The organism is Arthrobacter sp. 2MCAF14, from assembly GCF_052115645.1.
Classification (GTDB): domain Bacteria; phylum Actinomycetota; class Actinomycetes; order Actinomycetales; family Micrococcaceae; genus Arthrobacter.
The window spans coordinates 1-22,081 of the sequence record NZ_JBFRHB010000054.1 but is presented as its reverse complement, the minus strand read 5'-3'; the positions used below and the strand labels follow the sequence as shown (position 1 = coordinate 22,081).

The window sequence follows — 22,081 nt, the reverse complement described above, 5'->3', positions numbered from 1 at the left end:
AGGGGCGAGACGCTGCCCGGCAGCTTCGAGCCCAAGCTCATCGAGCCGGCAGAACGTAGTCAGGTCAGGAGGCAGGAAGGTAGCGTGGGACACGTCGAGGTCTTCCGGATGGGCAGTGTAGGAACTTCCATCATCGGAAGACCTCGACCYCTATCCGGCCACCGACGCGCCCACCCCCGCTACACCCTCAAATGCGATGAGCCATCAAAGTGATTCTTGATGCCCAAGTCGTGCGACATGACGCTGGGTGATCTGGATCTAAATTTAGCCAAGTTGCTCATGCTCGTATAATTCTTCAATTCATGGCATTCTGTCGTCAGAAAGTCGAGCCGTCATGCAATGCCCCGAGTTACCTATGAGATCTACCACCAACGTCACCTGCAGCTGCGCCAGCTTTGGAACGAACGCCAGGGCGTCTTTGTCCTGCTCGATCCAAAAGAGCAATGGGCAGTCCATGAATACTTCCTCTGCGCTGACCGGCCAACTGAGACTGAACTCCATGCTCACTACGTAACCCTAAAGGTCGAAGGCAGTTCACTACCCCATCGCGCGGGCAAGGCCTACGCCGAGCTGGGTCGGCGGCTCCAGGCGGGGCGACCGGTCCAAAAGGTCTATGCCGCCAGTGACGTCAACAAAGGCAAAGTCTTGAGTCTGCGTCCGCTCGTGCAGCCCCGCATCGATCTCGATGCGTACGTCACTACTAGTATGCAGATTGTGGACAGACTGGCTATAGAAGACCCGGATCGCTTGCGTGAGATGACACGTAATCAGAAGCTTGACCGATAGAAATTCGCTGTCACAATAGGGGACAGAATGTCTATCGTGCAGCGCAATAAATTTGGGGGTACCTTGACGAGCCGGACGTCGGTGGACCTAAGTTGCGCGTGCTTAGCCGGGGTTGTCTAGTGAATTATCGTCTACCTCATCTTGCCAATCAGCAGCAAATCGAGGAATGGGCTATTACTTATGCCACGAGAGCTAAGCTGCCGAACGTAGTTAGGAATCTGATTACTGCCATCGTTCCGGGCGTAACAGAGCTAACGATGGAGGGGGATGAGCATGTCGACTTCCCAGGATACGACGGTATTGTCACATCTCCAGTGCAGACTCCCTTCGTACCACTAGGACGGAGTGTTTGGGAGTTTGGGACGGATGCTAACCCAAAGAAGAAAGCGAATGAAGACTACGACAGTCGCATGGAGGACTCCCTTGGCGTCGATAGGAGTTCAACGACATTTGTGTTTGTGACGCCTCGCCGGTGGCGCGATGGACACAAATGGGCGCGGGAGAAGGCGGCTCTTGGTGAATGGAAGGACGTCGTCGTGCATACGTCCGCAGACCTTCTTGCTGCACTAGAGAGCTCTCCTCGTACTCACATTAGGTTTTCAGAAGAGCTTGGTCTCCGTTCGAACGGTGTTAGTACATTGGAGCATTGGTGGAACCAATTCACGTCCGGCACTCAAGGTTTACTCACCCCTGAGCTTCTCGTAGCTGGCCGTGCTGACCAAGCGGCTCAATTGTTGAGGCGATTCGTCGACGAAGATAGCGCGCATGTCTGGATCAAAGCACCATCAACAGACGACGTGTTGGCCTTCGTTGCAGCCGTAATCAAAACAGCAGAGCCTAGAATACAGCAGGATCTGCTTGATCGAGCACTTGTGGTGTTTGAGCCCGGCGCACTTATGGATCTCGGGCGAACGACTGGCTCACTTATATTGGTTCCCTTTGAAGAGTCTCTGATCAGGCATGCCGATCAGGTTACTGGTCATCATGTAGTGATGCATACTACGGACCCGGCTGCAGCATCTGTACTCTTGCCAAGGGTACCTATAAACGCTTCTGAGTCGCTCCTGGAAGCAGCTGGCATGGATGCGACTCGTGCATCAAAGCTAAGCTTGGCCTTGAGTAAAAGCGTACCTCTGTACAAGCAGCTTGTTACTGGGACTGTCAGTGTCGTAACAGCAGGGACTGTGGAAGGGGCAGCTAGCTCTGTCATTGCACGGCGCGCTTGGCTTTTAGGGTCATGGAACCTCGAGCGTCCGGGCGATGTTGCAATGCTTGAAAAGATGACGGGCCTGAGCGTTGATGCCGTCGAAGCCGAGCTCAGTAAGTGGGTAGACGGTGCTGCTCCTGTTTTCACGAGAGTTCGAGGGGCTTGGAAAGTCTTGGAACCGAAGAGTAGCTTTCCGAGCTTTGCCCCTCGAATTACTCTTGATGATCTTCGCTCCTGGGAGCTTGCGGTCCAAGAAGTATTGGGTGCCGTCGATCCAAAGCTCGATTTACCTCCTAAGGATCGGTGGCGGGCCAATTTGGATGGAAAGGTTCGGAGTCACTCGACAGACTTGAGGAAAGGCATCGCCCGAACGACCGCTTTGCTAAGTGCACTAGGTGGCGAGGTTGACCATCGGGCTGGTAACCAGTCTCTTAAGGGATGGGCGGAGCTCGTCTCGCGAGCAATCCTGGAGCGAGCCAATCAGGACGCAACTGGGAAGCTATGGGAGTCACTAGTAGACGTTGTCGGTCTTCTGGCCGAGGCCGCCCCAGACATTTTCATGGAAGAACTGGACGTTGCCGTCAGGTCTGGTGGTGTGCTGGACGGAAAGCTATTTGATGATACGAGTAACGACTTCATGTCACCGACCAGTCCACATGTCTACTTCTTGCAGGCTCTCGAAGCGCTTGCCTGGTCGCCGGCTTACTTCGGGGCGGCCACGGAGCTATTGATGCGCATAGCTGAGATGGATCCGGGCGGCAAGTTATCCAATCGACCAGTCAGCTCATTGGTGAATATTTTCCTTCCTTGGCATCCCCAGACAGGTGCCACACTAAAATCCCGAAATGCTGTTCTCGCGAAGTTCACCAAGTCACATCCGCAGCAGTCGTGGGGACTCTTATTGGCTCTTCTCCCGGAAGCCCACTCGACAGCATTTGATGGCAGCGGCCCAGAATTTCATGACTGGAAAGAGCTACATGCTGACACCAAAGTCACGATGGCCAACTACTTTGAGGCTGTGGCTTGTGTCGTTGACTTGGCGCTAGATCTTGCGCGCCTGGATACATCAAGACTCGTAAACCTTGTAGATAAACTGGATGACCTAACGCCTGACTTGCGCGCGCAAGTGACTGGAGTTTTTCAAGAATCGAAGGCGCTCGGCCTGACTCAGGAAACTTCGGAATCGATCTGGAAGTCGCTGACTTCATTGATTCGCCGGCACCGACAATTTAAGGACGCTGAGTGGTCGCTTGATGAGACTGCTCTTCAGGAGCTTGATTCACTCGCAGAGCAGTTCAAGCCTGCCGATCAGGCGGAGAGGGTTGAGTGGCTTTTCGATCACACCCCGGATCTCGGCTACATCGACCTTAGGGACGACTACGACAAGTACAACGCCGAAGTGCTTAGAAGGCAGATCGAAGCCGTTGAAAGTGTCTATCGCCAAGCAGGTATTCCTGGGCTGATTGAATTTGCGAAGAAGGTCGTCAAGCCTTGGGCTGTGGGATATGCGGCTGCATCTTCTCCGGAGATCATCTTTGACCTAAACGAACTTGCTCAACTACTCGCTGCTGACGAGAATTCCTCGATAGAATTCGCGCACTCCGCTCTACGGAAGAGGCTCGTAGACGATACAGACGGGCTTCTGGCACTAGTCTCGGGCCAGGAGCAACCGCTCGTGAAAGCTAGAATTCTTCGTATAGTCGAGGACCTACCAAAGGCATGGGAAGCGGCAGCCGAGGCGGGGCCAGAAGTGGATGAGTTGTATTGGTCCGAGTTTGAGATTTTCGGTCGAGGAGATTTCGCCCTAGTAAATGAAACCGCAGCCAAGCTGGGTGAATACGGTCGTATCGCAGTCGCGCTCGATCTCATGGCTATATACTCGCACAATGGAAAAGCGGCCTTAGATTCAAAGTTGATAGCGTCTCTACTGAACCAGCTCACACAAGTAAAAGATCCTGACCTGCATGGGCTTTCTCAGTATGATATCGCTGCTCTGCTCGACTACGTAGGTACGGCCAACGAAATTTCCACAGAAGAACTTGGTCTTCTCCAATGGCGGCTACTTCCCGCTCTCGATGACGGCGCCAATATTCTCGCGCTTCAATCGCTCCTTGCCTCATCACCAGAGTTCTTCGTACAGATCATCTCTCATCTCTACCGCAGGAAAGATGGCAAGGAGGAGGAGAAGAGTTCAGATGCTGTCGTGCATAACGCATGGGAGTTGCTGCATCGATGGAAAGTTATTCCTGGATCAGATCCAGAGTCGGGAAAGATCGATGAGCCAGCGCTCATCGAATGGGTTAACTCAGCTCGTAAGCTGTTAGGTGAGGTCGACCGGCTCGACGTTGGAGAATCTCATATCGGACAAGTATTTGCACATGCCAAGACAGATAAAGATATATGGCCGCCACTTGCCATACGAAACTTCTTAGACAGTAGCAGTACTGATGTCATCAATCAGAACTTCATTATCGGCATACGCAACAAGCGAGGTATGACATCGCGAGGCATGACTGAAGGCGGTGACCAAGAGCGTGCTCTTGCTGCTAACTTCGACGATTTCGCGGCGAAGATTACTGATGAGTGGCCGAAGACGGCCCGACTACTTCGTCGTGTCGCTGAGGGTTACCGCCACGAAGCCCGACGGAATGATGAAGAAGCGCAACGAGTGCAAGAAGGCTTTGACCTATAGGTTCTCGGCTGTCTCCTTGGGTATCAGATGCTCATACGAACTTCGCATCTTCACGCCCCTCTCAACCAGCCGCGACCGCACCGTATGCGCTGTCACGCCCATCCGCGTGCCGATCGTCGCCAGGGAATCACCCTGCTCATAGAGCCTGACTGCTTCGGCAATCTGCTGCTCGTCTAGTCCAACTGGGCGTGGGGCAATGCCATGTCGACGGAGGTGCTTACTAACACTGCCACGATGGATACCGTAGGTCTTCGCTAGCTCTGCCACTGGCACACCACCCAGATAGGCCGCTGCCATCTCCGCCGTCTGCTCAGCCCTCACCTGGATGAACCGGCGGGGGATAGGTGAAGGTGTCCGTGTTAAAATAGGGGCAGCGTGGAGCCTACCTATTAAGGAACGAAGTTTGACCGATTGGCTACTTTGTTTCGAATAGGCTTGTAGGACGCCCACCATAGAGGCCTTACTCAAAACTTGGACCAAGTTCATGCCGCCGAGTAGGTCTTCAACTTCTTGGAAAACGCGAGAGCCACCCGCTGGGGTGGCTCTCTCGTTTTCTCCGGTGTCCTCGTTGTAGATCGGCTTGGAGTGTTGGCTGCTCTTGTCCGGTTGGTTGATGCCGGTCGCGATGAGGTTCTGTACACGCTGGACGGTGTGCAGTTCGGCGAATGGTTCGTTCAGGTGGTGGCACCATCCTGGACCCTGGAATCTACGGCTACCTTTGCGTCCACTACGCCCTGCGGTCACTCATTGGCGAAGTCGCACTGCTGTTCGAAGAAGACCCTTATGGTTTTCCTTCACACGCATTCTCCCGGCAGCCCGTCGAACCCTCGCCGACGGCCCGGCTTTTTCCCCCCGAAAACTCCGGAAAGCCTTCGCCAGCTTCACCGGCGAGATCCTCCACGACCTCCTGCCAGCACGCCGACAACGCACCAACCCCGCGTCGTCAAACGCAAGATGTCCGGCTGGCAACTCAAACGGATACCCAAACCCGCCTAAGTAAGCGGTATTGCGGTTAGCCCGGATACTGCTTCCCCACCGACAGATTCCTGTCGGTCAGAATGGCCCGAGCATCAGCTGTCATTCGAGGCGTCAGTGTGGTTGCCGCTGTCGCTCGTGGTGAGATCGAAACCGTCGAGTGTCATGACGGAGCCGCCGCGCTTGACGATCGTGACGGTGTGGGTGCCCTGAGCCAGGTTCTGTTGACTGTAGATGGCCTGCTGCACCTGCCGACTGCCCGCGGAGGTGTCGACCTGACCTTGGGAGATCCCGTCGATGTAGACCTCGACCAGGCCTTGGTTTGAGTTCTTCTCGCCGATCACTTTGATGCTGGTTCCGGTGAATGCGAACGCTGCGCTGGCTCCGTTGGCCGAGGTGTAGTGGATACCGTCGTTGAGGTCACCGACGCCCCGATTCGCGGCCGCGGACCAGGGTCCGAGGTAGGCGATGGTCGGCTCGTCGTCATCGAACAGGCCGGTCTTCGGCCGGTACTTCTCGTCGGGACCGACGACCGCGATGATCGCTTGCGCGGCCGGCGGCCAGGCGCCATCGGTGACGATGGTGGCTTGGTTGAATGTGATGTTGGTGCCGTTGTTGTTGTATCTCGGGTTGTCCGAGTAGTTGTCGTGGATGTTGATGTCATGGATGCTCCGGATCCACATGCCGATCCAGGTCGCCCCGCCGAACCGCACCAGGTTGTCGTGGGTGTTCCAATACGAGCTGCCCTCGTCCTGGTAGAGCATGTTGTTGGTGTTGTTTCCTTCGGCGGCTACGTTGCCAGCGAGCACGGAGGTTATGCTGCCGTCGCCGCCGCCTTGACCGCCGAGGGTGTAGATCGGACCGCCGTCGTGCAGTACCCGCATGACGTTGTGCACGGAGTTGCCGATGATCTGGTTGGCTCCCGCATACGTGGTTCCGTAGCTGGATGCGTAGCCCCAACCCCAACCCAAGGAGATCCCGGAGTAAGGGGTGTAGCCGACTTCGTTGTGTGACACAGCGACGTTGCGCGTGTAGCCGACCCAGATGCCGACGGCGTCCTGGTAGTCCTGACCGACGTACGTGATGGTGTTGTTGGTCACCGTGTTGCCGCTCGTCATCAGAGCGGTCTGGTTTTGGTAGTAGTCATCGGCCTCACCCATCGAGATGCCGCCACCGGAGGTGTCGGTGATGATGTTCCCGTTGACGACGGAGTTCTGGGTACCGTCCGCGAGATCGATCCCGGTTCCGCCGAGGTGGCCGAACGTGTTTCGCTCGAACGTGATGTCGAGGCCGCGATGGACCTGCACCGCCGCCGGGATCCGAATCGGTGCCTGCGTGACGGGATCCCACAGCACCCCGGCCTGGTTGTCGATGTAGCCATCGGTGGTGGGCCGGTTCCAGGTGGCGTAAGCGAAGCCGATGCCGCGGAAGGTGATGTCGTGCACCGGGGTCACGGCATCGGGAATCACGGTGAAGGCATCGACGAGCATGAACTGGCCGGACGTCTTCACGAGCTTGACGGTGTGCTGGCCCCGGGACAGGCCGGTGATGGTGACGATCGGCTGCTGTACTCGCCGGGAGGTGGCGCCGGCAGAGACCGACTGGGTCTTCGTGCCATCGACGTAGACATCGATATTGCCCTCGTCCGAGTTGACCTCACTCAGAACCTGCAGGCCCGTGCCGGTGAAGGTGTAGCTGACTGAGTCACCATTCGTGGTCGTGTAATGAACGTCGGAGTTGAAGTCATTGGTCCCGCGCCCGGCCGAGACGCTCCAGGCACCCGTATAGGTGGCATGGCTGTCGTTGTCATTCACCGGGGCGACGTGACCCGGCGTGCCGGCGACGTCGAGCAGGGTCTGGGCGACCGGCAGTTCGACGTCCGCGGTGGAGAGGTCCTCGCCCGCACGCGGGATGTAGTATAGCTCGCCCTTCGTGCTGTCGAGGTAGAACTGACCCTGCTGGTTCAACAACTGATAGGCATTCTCGAGCCAGGTGATCCCGGTCAGCCTGGGCAGACCGGACCCGTTGAACGGGAAGCCCGGATGGGGCACGTTCGTGTTGTTGTTGTTGAAACATGCTGGGCTTACGTTGAGGCTGGAGCCGCCGCCGCTCGCTGTGATGCTCGCCAGCGGGCAGCGCATGTGCTTCCACGCCGAGTTGAAGACCACCTCGATCTGGTTCTGGTTTGTGAACGAGGCGTAGGACGGGTCGGCCGTCGTGAACGAGGAGCCGGACAGGGTGAACCCGGACGGGTTGAGCGTGCTGCGAGCGCGATCCGCACGGACCCCGTTGACGAACAGCTGACGGCTCACGGTTCCAGCGGGCACGCTTGCCCGGTAGATGTGCTTGGCACTGTCATACAAGCTGAATCCGGCAACCTTCTCCGCGCCGTTGATCACCGGCTTCTGTCCCGGGAACGCGGCCCACACGACCTTGTGGCCACCGGTGCCGGAATCCTGCGGGCCGAACGGGATCGGTTCGGACACCCGGTAAGTGCCGCCCCGTAGCAGGACGGTGAGGTCATCCGTCATCGAGGGCGCCAACTGGCGTACGACTTGCTGGGCTTCGGCCAAGCTGCAGGGCGCGGTGATCGCGCACGAGCTGCCTGAGCCGGTCGGTGATACGTAAAGGGTGTTCGGTTTGGCCGCCTGAGCGGTACCGGTGCTCACTGCGAAACTCAGCAGCAAGGATCCGGCCATCAGTCCGGACCGGATGACGGGACGGGTTCGCATGGCTCTGACTCCTATCGAGGGGGAATCGTCGGTGTGGTAGCTGGCGGCGCATGTCACTTGGCCATTGATGCTGTGTCGGCTGGTGCCGACATCACATACATCGGATGTTACAAGTGAGTTTATACGCGATATCAGCGCCACCGCGCAAGGCTTTGGTTGATTGACCTTCTAAACATCCGATGAAAGATTGTCGAAACTCGCCCAAGACTAGGGCTTGGCGCAGCGGGCCTGGATCTGTCGCTGGATGCCGGCCGGGTTCAGTGGTGGGGCACGATCCTCCACCGGTGCCTGGGAGAATCCGGTTACTTGCTCATTCCCATTGTCAGTCCCTCGGTGAGTCGTCGTCCGAGCCAGAGGTAGACGACAAGCATCGGGAAAACTACCAGGCACAGGCCGGCGAAGAGGCCGCCCCAGTCAGCGCCTGAGTAGGTTTGCTGCTGGAGAAAGGAGATCAGCGCTACGGGGAGCGTGTACTTCTCAGTACTCTGGAGCAGGGTCAGGGCCAGTAATGTCTCGTTCCAGTTTCCGATGACCTGCAGGGTGAATGCCGTGACCAGTCCGCCTCTGGCGAGGGGGAGGGTGATCCTGACGAACGTGGAGAAGGCGTTCGCTCCGTCCAGGGCGGCTGCTTCCTCCAGCTCGAGGGGCAGGCTTCTAAAGAAGGCAGCGAGCAGGAAGACATTGAACGGCATGGCAAGGCCGATGTAAGCGAGATTGAGTCCGAGCAGGCTGTCCGTCAGTTGCGCACGGTCGAGCATGACGAACAGCGGGATAAGGACGACCTGGACGGGAATGCCGAGGCCAAGGATGAAGTAGAGGCTGAGGAAGCCTGTGAGGCGGTTCTCGATGCGGCTGAGGTAGTAGGCTGCAGGGGCCGCGAGGCCGACGGTCACTGAGGAGGCAACGAGGGTGACCAAGACGCTGTTGAGGGTCGCCAGGCCGAATGAACTGGAGGTCCAGGCGTGGATGAAATTCGTCGGGTCCGCGGAAGTTGGCAGCCCCCATGGATCCCCGAGGATCGATCGGGTGTCGCGGAAGGCCTGGAGCACCATCCAAAGGAGCGTGGAAATGCTCAATGCGACGATCCCCCAGAGGGCGGAGACCCCGACGGTGCGCAGGGGCGATCTCTCAACGAGGGTCTGGCTGGCACGGCCGGGAGCGGATCGCGGCTTCGCTGGTGCTGTCATTCTGATGCTCCTAGAACTCGATGGCTTCGCGGTGCATGAGCCGCCGCAGCAGGATGACGAGTACCGACACGAGCGCGAGCGAGATGATGGCGGACGCGGTCGCCGCCCCATAGGCCGGTGTCGACGTTCCGGAGAAGGCGGTGACGTAGGTGTAGACCGCTGTGGTCCAGCTTTGTGTTGGCGGGATTCCTGAACCCGAGCTGCCACCGAAGACCCAGATGATTTCGAAAATCTTGATCGATGAGATTGTCCACAGGACTGCGCATGTACCGAACACGTCCCAGGTCAGGGGGAGGATGACGTGGCGTAGTCGTTGGAAGGCGGTTGCGCCTGCCAACGCGCAGTCCTCGAAGAGGTAGGGCGGGATCCTGTCGACGGCTGCCATGAGGATGGTGGTGAAGTACCCGGTGCTTGTGGCCACCAGCGTCGCCATGATCAGCGGGAAAAGATTGTCTTGTGCGAGCCAGGCGGGCGGGGACGTCACATCCAATGGCCTTAGAAGAGTGTTCACAAGACCCCCGGGGTTGAAGACGAAACCAGCGAGGATGCCGAAGACCAGCGCGTTGATCAGGTGGGGGAAGAAGATCACCGATCTGATGATTTTCCGTCCTGCCATGTCACGCAAAAGAAGCGTCATGGTGAAGGCGAGGACGAAGATGACGGTGCCGACGACGAAGAGGATCAGCAGTGTGTTGCCGAACGACTTGAGGTACAGCTGGTCCTGGAAAACTGCGGTGTAGTTCTTGAGGCCGACGAAAGTCATGGGCCCTGATCCCGTCCAGGCGTTGAAGCTGATCCAGACGGCCGCGAGGGCGGGAACGACGAACAGTACTGTGTAGAAGAGGAACGCCGGCCCGACGAATGGAACGAGCAGCCGACGCCGCTGGCGTTCGATGGTGCTGCCTTGGGCAGCGGTGCGGGACCGTCGCCCAAGGCTTGCGGGACGAGCCTCCACCGGTGTTTCTTGGCGGCGGAGTATGGCTGTCACTGGCCCTTGTCCTTCCAGTACTGGATCTGGGCCGTTTTCATCTGTGAGACGAACTCCTGCGATGAGATCTTGCCCAGGAACAGCTGGTCGTCGAGTGGGCCGAACACCTTCTCGATGTAACCAGGGTAGGTAACGCCGTCGTTCTGCAGGTACACGCTGGGGGCGCTGTCGAGGGACTCCTTGGCTTTCTTGAGCGCGTCGGGAACTGCCGCGTCCGACCGCACCGGGAGAATCGTCGCCTGCGTCCCGAAGGCGTTCTGGTACTTCTTTCGTAGCAGGTATGTCGCCAGCTTCTCTGCGGCCTGCGCGTTCTTGGCTTTGGCGGGGACGGCGAATCCGGTGAAGTCGGTCCGCGCCAGGGGGGCTTTCCCGCTTTCGCCGGGCAGGGGGAACGAGGAGTACTGGAAGCCTTCGGCCGCGTAGCTCTTGGTCTCGGCGGGGATCCAGGATCCGTTGAGGATCAGGTCGGCTTTCCCCGCGCCCCAGGCTTGCTGCTGGGCGGGGAACTTGCTCGCGTCGTATCCCTTGATGAGGTAGCCGGCGTCGACGAGCTGCTCAACCTCCTGGGCGACCCGCAGGACCTTGGGGTCGTCCCAGCCGGCGCCGGTGCGGTCAGAGACCAGCGTCCGGAATGAGCCGGCTCCGCCGGTCCGGTTCATGAGGGTCGTGAACCACATTGAGTTGTACCCGGCAATGTCCCCGTCGGCGGCGATCGGCGCGACGCCGGACGCCTTTATCTTGGCCAGGAGGGCCAGGAAGCCTGCCCAGTCCTTCGGCGGTGCGGTCACGAGATCCGGGTGCTTGGCTGCGTTGAACCAGATCCCGTCGGTGATGAGGTTGTAAGGGATGAGCCAGGGCTGTCCGTCTTTATTCTGGATGTTCACCAGCGACGAATACTTTGCCGGGACAAGCGCCGAGACCTTTGAGCCTTCGACGTCCGCAGCATAGGCGTCGCCGAGCGATTTTGCCTGGCCGGGATCGCCGAGGACAGTGGCGAGTTTGGCGAACGTCTGATCGACAATGTCCGGGACGTTGTTCGTATTCAGGGCGGGGACGAGCTTGTCCGTGTTCGATCGGCCCTGCCACTGGACCTTGACCTGGATGCCTGTTTCGCCCTCGAAATCGCTGATGGCCCCTGCGATGACCTTCTGCTGGGGTTCTCCCTCCTTCCACATCGACCAGTAAATGATGGGTCCGGTGGAGTACCCGGCGGATGTTCCGCCGGTGCCGCAGCCGGCCAGGGCGAGTGCCGACACGGTGGCGAGGGCCAACGGCCGGATGAGACGGGAAGCAATTCCCATGTCGTCCTCCTCTTGTCAATAGGGGGCCGCGATTGCGGCCTGGGCCTAGACATAACCAGCGGGAAATAATAGGAATCAAGCAGGAATGTATGAAAGGTCACCGTGGGTTGAGTTGTCTTGACGGCCCCTAGGGCGGCCGAGGTAGGAAATAAGGGAGTTCAGGGTGAAGTGCGAACGGAGTACTCCTTTATTCCTCCCTTTCTTATTGGCGAGACTCGAACAAGCCGCGATGTGGAGGAGGGAACAGTGTCGTTGACGCCGAGCGGGCATGCCCGGTACATGGTCTCGCGCGAACTCAAGTTCAAGGTCCTGGCCGAGGAACTCCGCAGGGGGATCCTCGCTGGTGCGTGGCCCGTGGGTGCGAAACTGCCAACGGAGGCGGAGCTTGCGATGCAGACCGGCCTGTCGCTTACGACCGTGCGGCGAGCCTTCGACGAACTGGTGGAGGCAGAACTCGTCGTCCGGCGACAGGGTGCCGGGAGCTTCGTCGCCGAGCCCCGTCCGGTGCTGCGCCGTTCGCGCTACGCCGTGGGCGTCCTTCTGCCAGACACACAGCTGTACTACCCCCGGGTCCTCCAAGGCATCGAGGAGACGCTGAGGGCCAACGGTGTGAGCTTGCACCTTTCGGCCTACAACTATGACCCCGGACTGGAAGACACAGGTATCCAGCGGATGCTGGAGTCAGGAGTGGATGGCCTCATCCTCGTTCCTACGCTGACCGGTATCTCAGACCCTCATGCGCGCGCCCAGGATCTCATGCGGAAGGGCGTTCCCGTAGTGCTGCTGGAGCGGAGCCTCACGGACCTCGGCCCCGCAGACCGCACGGAGCATGTGTGCTCGGATCACGTCGGGGGAGCCTATGACGCTGTCGCCCACCTCCGCGGTCTCGGACACTCTTCGGTGTCCCTGCTGACCCGTGGCCGGACTGCGACCGAGCCGGCGATCGTGGCCGGATACCTCCGGGCTGTGGAAGACTTCGGTTTCATCCCCCACCTCGAGCGGGCCACGAAAACCGAATGGGAGGCGGGCGCTGCCGAGGAGATGCTGGAGTTCCTGCGGTTCCATGCCGCGACGGCGGTTCTCGTGTTCGGAGACCGGGAAGCGACCCAGATCCAGGCCGCGGCCCGCCGGGCGGGCCTCCGCGTACCCGAGGATCTTGCCCTCGTCTCCTACGACGACGAGCTCGCCGATCTGGCGGAGGTGCCTTTGACGGCCGTGGCGCCCCCCAAGCACAGGCTTGGACGGATCGCTGCCGAGGTGATGCTGCGCCGACTGAAGGAAGGGGACGAGTGCCCGCTGCACCAAGTGCGGCTCCGGCCCCGAATCGTCGTACGGGACTCGTGCGGCGCCCGGAACCTGGCCGGGACGATCATCTTCCAAAGCTGAACGCGTTTCGCGAGGAAAGGACAAGAGGACTGTGCAGATAGGGATCATCGGAGCGGGGGCAGTGGCACGGCTGCACGCCGTGGCTGCGGAACGGCTCGGTCTACGGCTGACGGCCGTCTGCGATCTCAGGGAAGAAGTGGCACGCTCGGTCGCCGCTGACTGGGGGGCACGGACAACGACCGACTATCGGCGCCTCCTGGATGACCCTGAAGTCGACGCCGTCATCGTGAACACGCCGCATGCACTGCACCGTCAGATGGTCCTCGACGCCGCAGCAGCCGGTCGCCATGTGCTCGTGGAGAAGCCCATGGCGACCAACGTGGAGGACTGCCTGACGATGGAGGCAGCATGCCGCAGCGCCGGGGTAGCTCTCGTGGTGGGGATGATCCAGCATTTCCTGCCGGAGAAAGTGGCCTTGGAGAAGGTCGTCAACGACGGCGAGCTCGGCCGGGTGCTGGCCGTCCAGGACTTGAGGAGCACGGACTACCGCCCGAGCGCCCGGCCGGCTTGGTTCTTCGACCCGGCAGTGTCAGGCGGAGGGGCCTTGATGAACATCGGGGCCCATTGCCTGGACCGGGGTCTCTGGCTCGGGGGCGCGCGGGCCGAGAGCATCCGGGCGAAGGTCCTTGACCGCTTTGCCGCAGGGGTCGAGACAGACGGGCGGATTTCGCTTGCCCTGGCCAATGGCGTCGATGTGGGCATCGGGGTCGTTTCGGACTGCCCGGAGCCAGTGGACAGGCTGCTCTTGGTGTGCGAGGGCGGAACCCTCCTGGCCGACGCGCGGCGCGGCGCTTTTCTTCGGAAGAACGGACGCACGAGAGTGCTCCACGAATACGCGGACCTCGACATCCAAAGTGCTTTCACCTCCCAGCTGGCCGACTTCTGCGCGGCGATAGCAGGGGTGCCGTCCCTGGTGTCGAACGAACACGCAAGGCACATCGTCGAGGTGGTCTTGCAGGCCTACCAATCTGCCGCAACCGGGCAGACCCGCACGCTGCAACCGGCGTAGACCCTGCTAGCAGAATGGAGCACCCGAGGACGCTGCACGCAGGACCCTGCTCAGGGTTGCCGCGTCCGAGAGCACGTTCCGGGGGCTGTCGTCGGCGACGAACTCCAGCATGAAATCCAGCTGCCTGCCAAGGTCCGAGGCGGCGGAGGCGACCGACCGCCACAGACCAAGACGGTCATCCAGAGGCCGGCGCTCGGTGGCCGGACGCCAGCTGAAGCAATGCACGCCGGCAACGAAAGGTCCCAGCTCCAGGAATGAGGCAAGGGCGGCCCGATCTTCCATGCCGACCGGCGGCTGCCAATACGTGCGGACGTTCCGCCCGGTCGATGCGATCGAGGAGCCGGAGGGTGGATAGGGTGCTGTCGGTCAAGGTACGGCCATGGTACTCGAGGGCGATCTGGATCCCGGCCGCCGCGGCGAGGTCTGAGATCCGCTGTGCATCGCCGACAACGGCGGACCAGTCGCCACGTGAAGCTTCCGCGGAACCCTTCCCGCCGGCCCAGACCCGGATTCGGGGAGCACCTGCAGCCTGTGCGCGCGAAAGGACCACGTCGAAGCCGGTGAAGTCGCCAAGCCTGTAGTAGGAGCCCAATGACAGGACTCGAAGGCCGCGGCTGCGGCAGAGCCGTGATGCCGTCCTGGCCTCGGCATCATGTTTGAGATGGGTATCCGTCCCCCATTCGATGCCATCCAGACCGGCTTGGCTGGCAGAGGCGACAACGGACTGGATGGGTAGCTGTCGCAGTGTGACGGAACAGATGCCGGCCGTAAGCAACGCGGTCCTCGGGCCTGGCATCAGCGCGATCCGCCGATCAGGAACACGGGGCGGGAGTCTTCGGGAATCGCAGCGGGACCCTTCGTATTCCGCTCGAGCGCGAGGATCCAGGCGTCAGGCTGAGACGCCAGCTCCTCTTCCATGTGCCGTCTGAGTCCTTCGGGCCCGGCGGGCAAGTCTGTTCGTTCAAGGAGGGAATGAGTCTTTATTCCTCTGGTCCTGGAGGGGTCCACTTCTGTGAACACCTCCACTGGCATTGACGCCCGAAGATCCAAGGAGAACGACTATGAAGAACCCCCCAGCCTTAGCCGCCACCCCCTTCACCCGACGGAGCCTGCTGCGCGGAACGGGAGCCGTTGCCGTGGCAGTGGCGCTGGGCACCGCCTTCGCCTCGACCGCGACTGCGGTGTCCGCTTCGGATCTGGAGCCCCTGCGCCAGCGGTGGGTGGACCAGCTCACCGGCCGGACGGCCGTCGCCACGGGAGACCCCCGGTTTACCGTCGTCATCACCCGTATGGACTCAGCCGTAGCCGGCGTCCGCCGTCTGCTGGTTCCCGGCCCGGGGACACGGACCCGCATCTTCAGCGACGCAGACCTGACCCAGGACGCCCAGATCGTGACCACGTACTCCCGGATCGAGACTCTCGCCATCGCCTGGGCGACACCCGGAACCGCCGTGCAGGCCGACCCTGTGGTCCTGCAAGAGATCATCGACGCGCTCGCCGACGGGAACCGGCTTGTCTACAACGCAGCCCAGCCGGAGTTCGGGAACTGGTGGTCGTGGGAGATCGGCACCCCGAAGGCCCTCGGTGACACGCTGGCCATCGTCAAGGACCATCTTGATCCGGCCCTCCTGGACGCCTGCTGCCGGGCCATCGACCACTTCATCCCCGACCCGACGCTCCAGTACCCCGACTCAAGGGGCAAGGTTCTCTCCACGGGTGCAAACCGGGTCGATATCTGCCAGGGGATCATGGTCCGATCCATCGTCGGGGGCGACGTCCCCCGGCTTCAAGCCGCGATCTCCGCACTCAGCCCGACCTGGCAGTACGTAGCCAGCGGAGACGGATTCCATGCCGACGGCTCGTTCATCCAGCACAATACCGTTCCCTACACCGGAACCTACGGACTCGGCCTCCTGTGGGGCCTGGCCAAGCTGTTCTCGCTGCTCGCAGCCAGCACATCGTCTGCATCGGACCCCGGCCGGTCCCAACTCTTCGACAGCGTCGACCGCTCGTTCGCCCCGTTCATCCACGACGGGCTCATGATGGACTCCGTCCGCGGGCGTGCCATCTCCCGCAGCTCCGAACCCAGCTTCAGCGACGGCGCGAGCGCCATCGAGGCCATCCTCTGGCTCGCCCGCGGCGTCGACCAGGCCACGGCAGCAGCCTGGCGCTCCATGTGCCTTGGCTGGATCAAGCGCAACACCGTCACCGACATCTATGCCACATCCTCGATCCCTCGGCTGGCCCTGCTCATCGAGCTCGAGGCCAGCACCTCTGCCACCGCCCCCGAACCCTTGGGACACCGGTACTTCCCCGCGATGGACCGCTCAGCCTACCGAGGACCCGGGTGGGCCGTCGCCCTCGGGCTCTGCAGCCGGCGGATCGCCTGGTACGAATGCGGAAACGGCGAGAACGAAACGGGCTTCAACACCGGCTCGGGGCTGACCTACCTCTACGCCGCAGACGCCCCCCACTGGGACGACAACTACTGGCCGACAGCCGACCTCACGGCGCTGCCCGGCACAACCGTCGACACGACGCCCCTTCCGCCGAAGGCCGGCGGGGAGTGGGGTTCTTCAACGCCAAAGAACGAATACACCGGCGGAACCACCTTGGACTCCTATGGCCTCGTGGCCCAGCACCTCATCGGACCCGGCGGAACAGGCCTGAAGGCCCGCAAGACATGGTTCTTCACCCAGGAGTTTGTCCTCGCCCTCGGCGCAGACATCACCACCGCATCCGCAAACAGCGCCAAGACGACGATCGAACACCGGAACCTCGGCCAGTCCGGGGGACGGGCCATCACAGTCGACGGGGCACCCTTGAGCACGGCCGACGGCGCAGGTGCACAGGGCGTGCACTGGGCGCACGTCGAAGGCGTCGGCGGATACCTGTTCCTCGGCCGGGAACCCGTGCGTGTCTCCCGCGAACGCCGCTCAGGGACGTGGCGCGCCATCAACACCGGAGGCCCCGCGACGGGCTACAGCCGCGAATACGCCACGATGGCCATCGACCACGGCCTCCGCCCGGCCACCGGAACCGCGGGAACCTACTTCTATGCCCTGTTCCCCGGCGCTACGCCAGCCGAGACAGAGCATGCCTCCCTCAACGGCCTGCGCACGGAAGTGCTCCGCAACGATGCCACCGCCCAAGGCCTGCGAACCGGCAAGGTCACCGCAGCCGCATTCTGGCAGGCAGCCACCGTCGGTTCGATCACGGCCTCAGGCCCCGCACTGGTCCTGGCCTGGCAGAGCAATGGAATCGTCAAGCTGGCCGTGTCTGAACCTACCCAGACCGCCAGCGAACTGGTTATCCGGGTCGCAGGCACGAAGGCAACGAGGGCGCGCTCGGCGGGCGAGGTGAAAGTGAGTCCGATCCCGGACGGCGTAGAACTACGGGTATCCACGGCCGGCCTTGCCGGCACAACCCTGGCCGTGGACCTCCTTCCCTAAGGATGGGACCCGGACATGACGTGCGGGCGGAGAGACCGACTGACGAAGAACGGGAGGAACCGGCTCCAAGGAAATTACACGATGACTACAAGAAAGACCTCAGTCCCTGCACATCCCCTCACCCAAATCAAGGAAAGCTCAATGAAGACAAGCACCAGGAGGTTCCGGCTCAACCGGACCCTTCCGACTATTCTGGCTGCCTCGCTGGCCGCCACCCTTTCCGCCACCGCCGCGTCGGCCGCGCCCGCCCCACAATCACAAGGAAACACCGCATACTACGTGGACTGCGGACAGGGAAACGATGCCGCTTCTGGCGCAGATCCCGGACACCCCTGGCGCAGCCTGGCGAGGGTGAGCGCGCAGGACTTCGCCCCCGGGACCTCGATCCGCCTGCTCCGGGGCAGCACCTGCGTCGGCACGCTGAACATCCACAGCTCCCACGTCACCGTGGGCGGCTACGGCAGCGGAGCCAAACCACGGATCGACGGAGCGGGAGCCAGCGACGCCGTCCTGATCTCCAACGCCGAAGACGTCGAACTGCACGACCTCGATGTGAGCAACACCGGCGCCTCCGCGGCCCAGCGACGTGGAGTCTGGGTCCGCCTTACGGACTTCGGCGTCGGGCACCACTACGTTATCAAGGAGGTCGACGTCCATGATGTCAACGGGCTCGACGACAAGAGCGTCCAAGGCTCGGCCGGCATCATGTTCTCATCATTGGGCACCACCACCCCGACCCGGTTCGAGGATGTACAGGTCCTGAACAACAGCGTCCAGCACGTCGACCGGACCGGCATCAGTTTCGCCAGCATGGAACAAGCGACCCGAACAAGGCGACCAGACCACCACATGGTTTCCCAACACGGGCGTCCGGGTCGTCGGGAACCACGTGAAGGACATTGGCGGCGACGGGGTTGTCCTGCGCGTTTCGACAGGCGCCCTTGTGGCCCACAATACCGTCGATGGATTCAACGAACGCTCAGCCGCCTACAACGCCGGCATGTGGTCCTGGAACGCCGACCACGTCACCTACGAGTACAACGACGTGAGCCACGGGCACGGAGTTCTGGATTCGATGGCGTACGACATCGATGGGGCGAACAACGGCAACATTTACCAGTACAACTACAGCCACGACAACGAGGGCGGTTTCCTCCTCATCTGCAACGCGCCCGGGGCCAAGACGTCCGACAACATCGCCAGATACAACGTCAGCATCAACGACCGCAACACCTGGAGCCCGCCCTCCGGGGTCATCACCGTCGGATGCGGGGCCCCGACCACAAACACCCAGGTCTACGGCAACACCATCGTGACCAACCAAGCCGGCACCGCAATGGTCAGCGACTACCACAGCAGGGGCGGGGTAACCTTCCGGAACAACATCTTCACCTCCACGGTCCCCGGTGGCCTGCCGTTCTACGATTCCAGCAACACCTACGACCACAACCTCTTCCAAGGGCTGACCAAGTTGCCCGCGCACAGCACCAACGCGGTCACCGGCGACCCCAGGTTCATCGACGCCGATCCGAAAACGCCCAAGGACGTCCGGCTCCGGCACGATTCCCCCGCGGCGGGCGCCGGTACGCCTGTCGCCAATGATGTGACCACCGATTACTTCGGCAAGGCGATCCCCGAATCGCCCAGCCTCGGTGCCGATACGAGGTCACCGGGCGCCAAGCTGGACTAGCCGGGCCAGCAAGGGGCGGTCCCCGTCAGACGGCAGGGACCGCTCTGCTTGGTTGCCGTCCAAGGAAAGGACGTCGCAAAAGTGTTAACAATCGCAATCATCGCAATCATATGGCTCGCACTGATCGGACTCGCTCTTATCTTCGGACGTCGGCTCGCAAAATTCCGGGGCCGCGATTAGTCGAGCGCCGCGGTGATTTCCCTGCGCAATGACCACAACCCCGGGCCCTTCCCGATGGTCCCGGCAGCACCCGGAACCGGACCCGTTCCGCGAGCCTTTTCCAAATCAGGCACACACCCAATTTCGCGAGCGCTTCTTATGAGTCTCATCGGGGGGGCCCGCTGACGGACTCACCCGCCGATGCTAATCTCTCGTCAATCATCCGATCAATTACCCCGTTTGGAGAAGCAATGTGCAACAAGATACCGCAGTACCGCATAATCATCGGATCATTGTTAGTCATTCTCGCTGTGGTGTCGTTCACCGCGGGCACCGCAAATGCACAGGCCGGCTCCGCGCAGCCGCCCAAGGACGTGCGAATCACGACTGCGCCGCAGACGCCGCCGGCCACCTCGTTTACGCTTTACGACAACACGTCGTACCCGCGCGCGAACCTCGAGCAGTACGGGCTGACCAGGGCCGCGGTTGTCTATGACGTCTGGCATATGGCCTGTACCGGCACCGGCTGCACCAACGTGCCCACCCGGAGCGATTTCACCGCGAAGGTGCAGTACTTCATCAGCCAGTTCCACGCGGCCTCGACCACGCCACTCACGCTGGATTTCGAGAACATCCTCTTGGTCAGCGCGACCACCGCCGCTCAGGCGCAGAACGAACTGACACTCTGGCAGCAATTGATCACCTGGGCGCATGAGGCCGCGCCCTCGGCGCCGATCGGCATGTACTCCTACGACTGGTCCACGAACTACACCAGCCTCACCCAGCAGCTCTACACACCCGGGTACCTGGACTACTTCGCCCCGGCGATGTACACCTACTATTCGACCCTGTCCGGGTGGGACAATGCCCTCAACCTGGCCGTCACTCACGACCAGTCCCTGAACCCCGCGTTGCCCATCTACCCCTACATCTGGCCGCAGTGGGACAACAACGGCGCCAGCCACCCCTACATCTCCGCATCCGACTGGACTCACATCCTCACCAGCCTGCAGGCACAGACCCAGGGCGCCATCCTGTGGTCAAGCAACAACTCCCTGGACGCCACCGCCTGCGGATGGGTCGGCGTGACCTCCGATCAGGCGGCCGTCCTTACCGGAACCCAGAGCTACGCGCCGCTCACGGTCTCCGCCGCCATCCCCGACACCTGCGCACTCACCCGCGGCGCCACCACTGCCGTCGCAGTCACGGTCACCAACAACGGGAAGAACGCATCCGCACCCACAACCCTGCAACCGGTCGCGGGCCAGCAGGGCATCACAGAGTCCTACAGCGACACAAATATCCCCACGCTCCCACCGGGGCGTTCGTGGATGACCACCCTCAACATCACGGTCCCTTCCACCGAAACGGACACCACCGCACTGCTACACATCAACTACGGCACCGGCGACCAGCACCTCACGGTGGTCATCCCCTGAACGCGGCCGGGTGAGCCCCGAATCGAAGTTGCGACGGGCCACCGCAGGGCATCAGGCAACTCCCAATTCCCCTACCTACGCATCAGCGGGGATAGATGACGCAGCGCAGTATTTGCCTTCGACTCTGATCTAAACATCGGATGATTTGCCGATATGATCTAGTCATGGCTGTCACAGATGAAGCAATCAGCAAGTTCAAGGACATGCCGGGGATCGCCTGCCGCCGGAAACTGAACTGAGTGAGCGTCTTGGTCTCTCGCGCAGTTCGCTCCGCGAAGCTGCTCAATGAAGCTGCCGCGTTCGTGGCCGACCTGCACTAGGAGTTTCACCGCGTCATCACCGACGCCGCGGGCAACGACTACCTCAGTAGCTTGCTCGAGGCTTTATCCAGCTGAACGGTCCGTGCACGAATCTGGCGGGGGCTGACGCAGGACAAGGCAGTCGCGCACACTCTGGCCGAGCATAGAGCGATCGTGGACGCACTGGGGCGCCGTGACGCTGAGCTTGTCCGGCCACGCCCGCCAGGAATTCCCCATCAATGTCGGGGGTCAGATTCTCAAGACTGAACCATCGTTCACCGTCTTCGCCCCGGGCCAAGACTACGGGCCGCTCGTCGCCGACGCGGCCCCCCTTGCAAATCTAAGATCCACAGTTCCCCCTTCGTGCTCGCACAGTCGTCCGAACTCTGTGCAGTTGCTTTCTCCAATCGTACGAAAAATTCACCCGTTGACAAGCTAGACATCGGATGTTTATTCTCGATTGAGATTCCTGACCGGTTGGCGAAAATCGTTGTCGGGTGCACAGGAGAAGCGCTACGGCGCTGCCAAGCAAGGAGCACTATGAGCGTCATCACCGCGGTGGACACCTTCGATATCCGCTTTCCCACCTCCCAGGAACTGGACGGATCGGATGCCATGAATCCGGATCCTGACTATTCGGCGGCATATTTGGTGATCCGTACCGACGCCGGTGACGGTCATGAGGGTCACGGTTTCGTTTTCACCATCGGGCGCGGGAACGAGGTGGAGGCGGTGGCGATCGAAGCCCTCCGCCATCACGTCCTGGGCCGCAACGTCGA

Annotated in this window: 15 protein-coding genes and 3 pseudogenes; 10 read left to right on the top strand and 8 right to left on the bottom strand. The window is 61.2% G+C overall.

Annotated elements, in window-relative coordinates:
• The first annotated feature begins 339 nt into the window (after positions 1-339).
• The 3 genes and pseudogenes from AB4074_RS22810 to AB4074_RS22800 form a co-directional block, all read left to right on the top strand.
• Positions 340-786 carry a hypothetical protein gene (locus tag AB4074_RS22810; protein ID WP_441415428.1) on the top strand — a complete coding sequence of 149 codons (447 nt, stop codon included), beginning with the start codon at positions 340-342 and terminating at the stop codon, positions 784-786.
• Between the two features lie 119 nt (positions 787-905).
• On the top strand, positions 906-4,685 hold the full coding sequence (locus tag AB4074_RS22805) for a hypothetical protein (protein ID WP_441415427.1): 3,780 nt from the start codon (positions 906-908) through the stop codon (positions 4,683-4,685).
• Positions 4,686-5,389: 704 nt separating this feature from the next.
• Positions 5,390-5,538: pseudogene (locus AB4074_RS22800) on the top strand (IS4 family transposase); the annotation flags it as partial.
• Between the two features lie 217 nt (positions 5,539-5,755).
• Here the strand turns inward: AB4074_RS22800 and AB4074_RS22795 are convergent.
• The 4 genes from AB4074_RS22795 to AB4074_RS22780 form a co-directional block, all read right to left on the bottom strand.
• Complete coding sequence (locus AB4074_RS22795; protein ID WP_441415426.1) at positions 5,756-8,392, bottom strand: right-handed parallel beta-helix repeat-containing protein; 2,637 nt, start codon at positions 8,390-8,392, stop codon at positions 5,756-5,758.
• A gap of 302 nt (positions 8,393-8,694) precedes the next feature.
• Positions 8,695-9,579: a carbohydrate ABC transporter permease gene (locus tag AB4074_RS22790; RefSeq protein WP_441415425.1), complete on the bottom strand. Its 885-nt coding sequence runs from the start codon at positions 9,577-9,579 to the stop codon at positions 8,695-8,697.
• 10 nt (positions 9,580-9,589) lie between these two features.
• Complete coding sequence (locus AB4074_RS22785) at positions 9,590-10,567, bottom strand: carbohydrate ABC transporter permease (protein WP_441415424.1); 978 nt, start codon at positions 10,565-10,567, stop codon at positions 9,590-9,592.
• Positions 10,564-11,868: an ABC transporter substrate-binding protein gene (locus tag AB4074_RS22780; protein WP_441415423.1), complete on the bottom strand. Its 1,305-nt coding sequence runs from the start codon at positions 11,866-11,868 to the stop codon at positions 10,564-10,566. The genes AB4074_RS22785 and AB4074_RS22780 overlap by 4 nt, the downstream gene beginning before the upstream one ends.
• A 246-nt stretch (positions 11,869-12,114) precedes the next feature.
• Here AB4074_RS22780 and AB4074_RS22775 point away from each other — a divergent pair, with 246 nt between their 5' ends.
• Positions 12,115-13,254 (top strand): GntR family transcriptional regulator, encoded by a 1,140-nt coding sequence (locus tag AB4074_RS22775; RefSeq protein ID WP_441415422.1) that lies wholly within the window; start codon positions 12,115-12,117, stop codon positions 13,252-13,254.
• A 31-nt stretch (positions 13,255-13,285) separates the two neighbouring features.
• Positions 13,286-14,263: a Gfo/Idh/MocA family protein gene (locus tag AB4074_RS22770; RefSeq protein WP_441415421.1), complete on the top strand. Its 978-nt coding sequence runs from the start codon at positions 13,286-13,288 to the stop codon at positions 14,261-14,263.
• Positions 14,264-14,269: 6 nt separating this feature from the next.
• Here the strand turns inward: AB4074_RS22770 and AB4074_RS22765 are convergent, their stop codons facing one another.
• From AB4074_RS22765 to AB4074_RS22755, 3 genes are read right to left on the bottom strand one after another with little or no spacing between them, the layout of a single operon-like run.
• Entirely contained in the window at positions 14,270-14,545 is a 276-nt protein-coding gene (locus AB4074_RS22765) for a hypothetical protein (RefSeq protein ID WP_441415429.1), read from the bottom strand.
• Positions 14,439-15,059, bottom strand: coding sequence for a sugar phosphate isomerase/epimerase family protein (locus AB4074_RS22760; protein ID WP_441415420.1), 621 nt, complete (start codon positions 15,057-15,059; stop codon positions 14,439-14,441). Before AB4074_RS22760 ends, AB4074_RS22765 begins: the two co-directional genes overlap by 107 nt.
• A complete protein-coding gene (locus AB4074_RS22755) occupies positions 15,059-15,181 on the bottom strand; it encodes a hypothetical protein (protein ID WP_441415419.1) in 123 nt (40 codons plus the stop codon). The genes AB4074_RS22760 and AB4074_RS22755 overlap by 1 nt, the downstream gene beginning before the upstream one ends.
• Positions 15,182-15,324: 143 nt before the next feature.
• On the opposite strand from AB4074_RS22755, the gene AB4074_RS22750 reads away from it, so the two are divergent.
• Positions 15,325-17,715 carry a polysaccharide lyase 8 family protein gene (locus AB4074_RS22750; RefSeq protein ID WP_441415418.1) on the top strand — a complete coding sequence of 797 codons (2,391 nt, stop codon included), beginning with the start codon at positions 15,325-15,327 and terminating at the stop codon, positions 17,713-17,715.
• Between the two features lie 255 nt (positions 17,716-17,970).
• Here the strand turns inward: AB4074_RS22750 and AB4074_RS22745 are convergent, their stop codons facing one another.
• Positions 17,971-18,405 (bottom strand): hypothetical protein, encoded by a 435-nt coding sequence (locus AB4074_RS22745; RefSeq protein WP_441415417.1) that lies wholly within the window; start codon positions 18,403-18,405, stop codon positions 17,971-17,973.
• Between the two features lie 199 nt (positions 18,406-18,604).
• Between AB4074_RS22745 and AB4074_RS22740 the strand changes: the two genes are divergently transcribed.
• From AB4074_RS22740 to AB4074_RS22725, 4 genes and pseudogenes are all read left to right on the top strand, one after another.
• Positions 18,605-19,405 carry a hypothetical protein gene (locus AB4074_RS22740; protein ID WP_441415416.1) on the top strand — a complete coding sequence of 267 codons (801 nt, stop codon included), beginning with the start codon at positions 18,605-18,607 and terminating at the stop codon, positions 19,403-19,405.
• A gap of 410 nt (positions 19,406-19,815) precedes the next feature.
• On the top strand, positions 19,816-21,003 hold the full coding sequence (locus tag AB4074_RS22735) for a hypothetical protein (RefSeq protein ID WP_441415415.1): 1,188 nt from the start codon (positions 19,816-19,818) through the stop codon (positions 21,001-21,003).
• 164 nt (positions 21,004-21,167) lie between these two features.
• A pseudogene (locus AB4074_RS22730) lies at positions 21,168-21,569 on the top strand (FCD domain-containing protein).
• Between the two features lie 273 nt (positions 21,570-21,842).
• Positions 21,843-22,081: pseudogene (locus AB4074_RS22725) on the top strand (fuconate dehydratase); the annotation flags it as partial.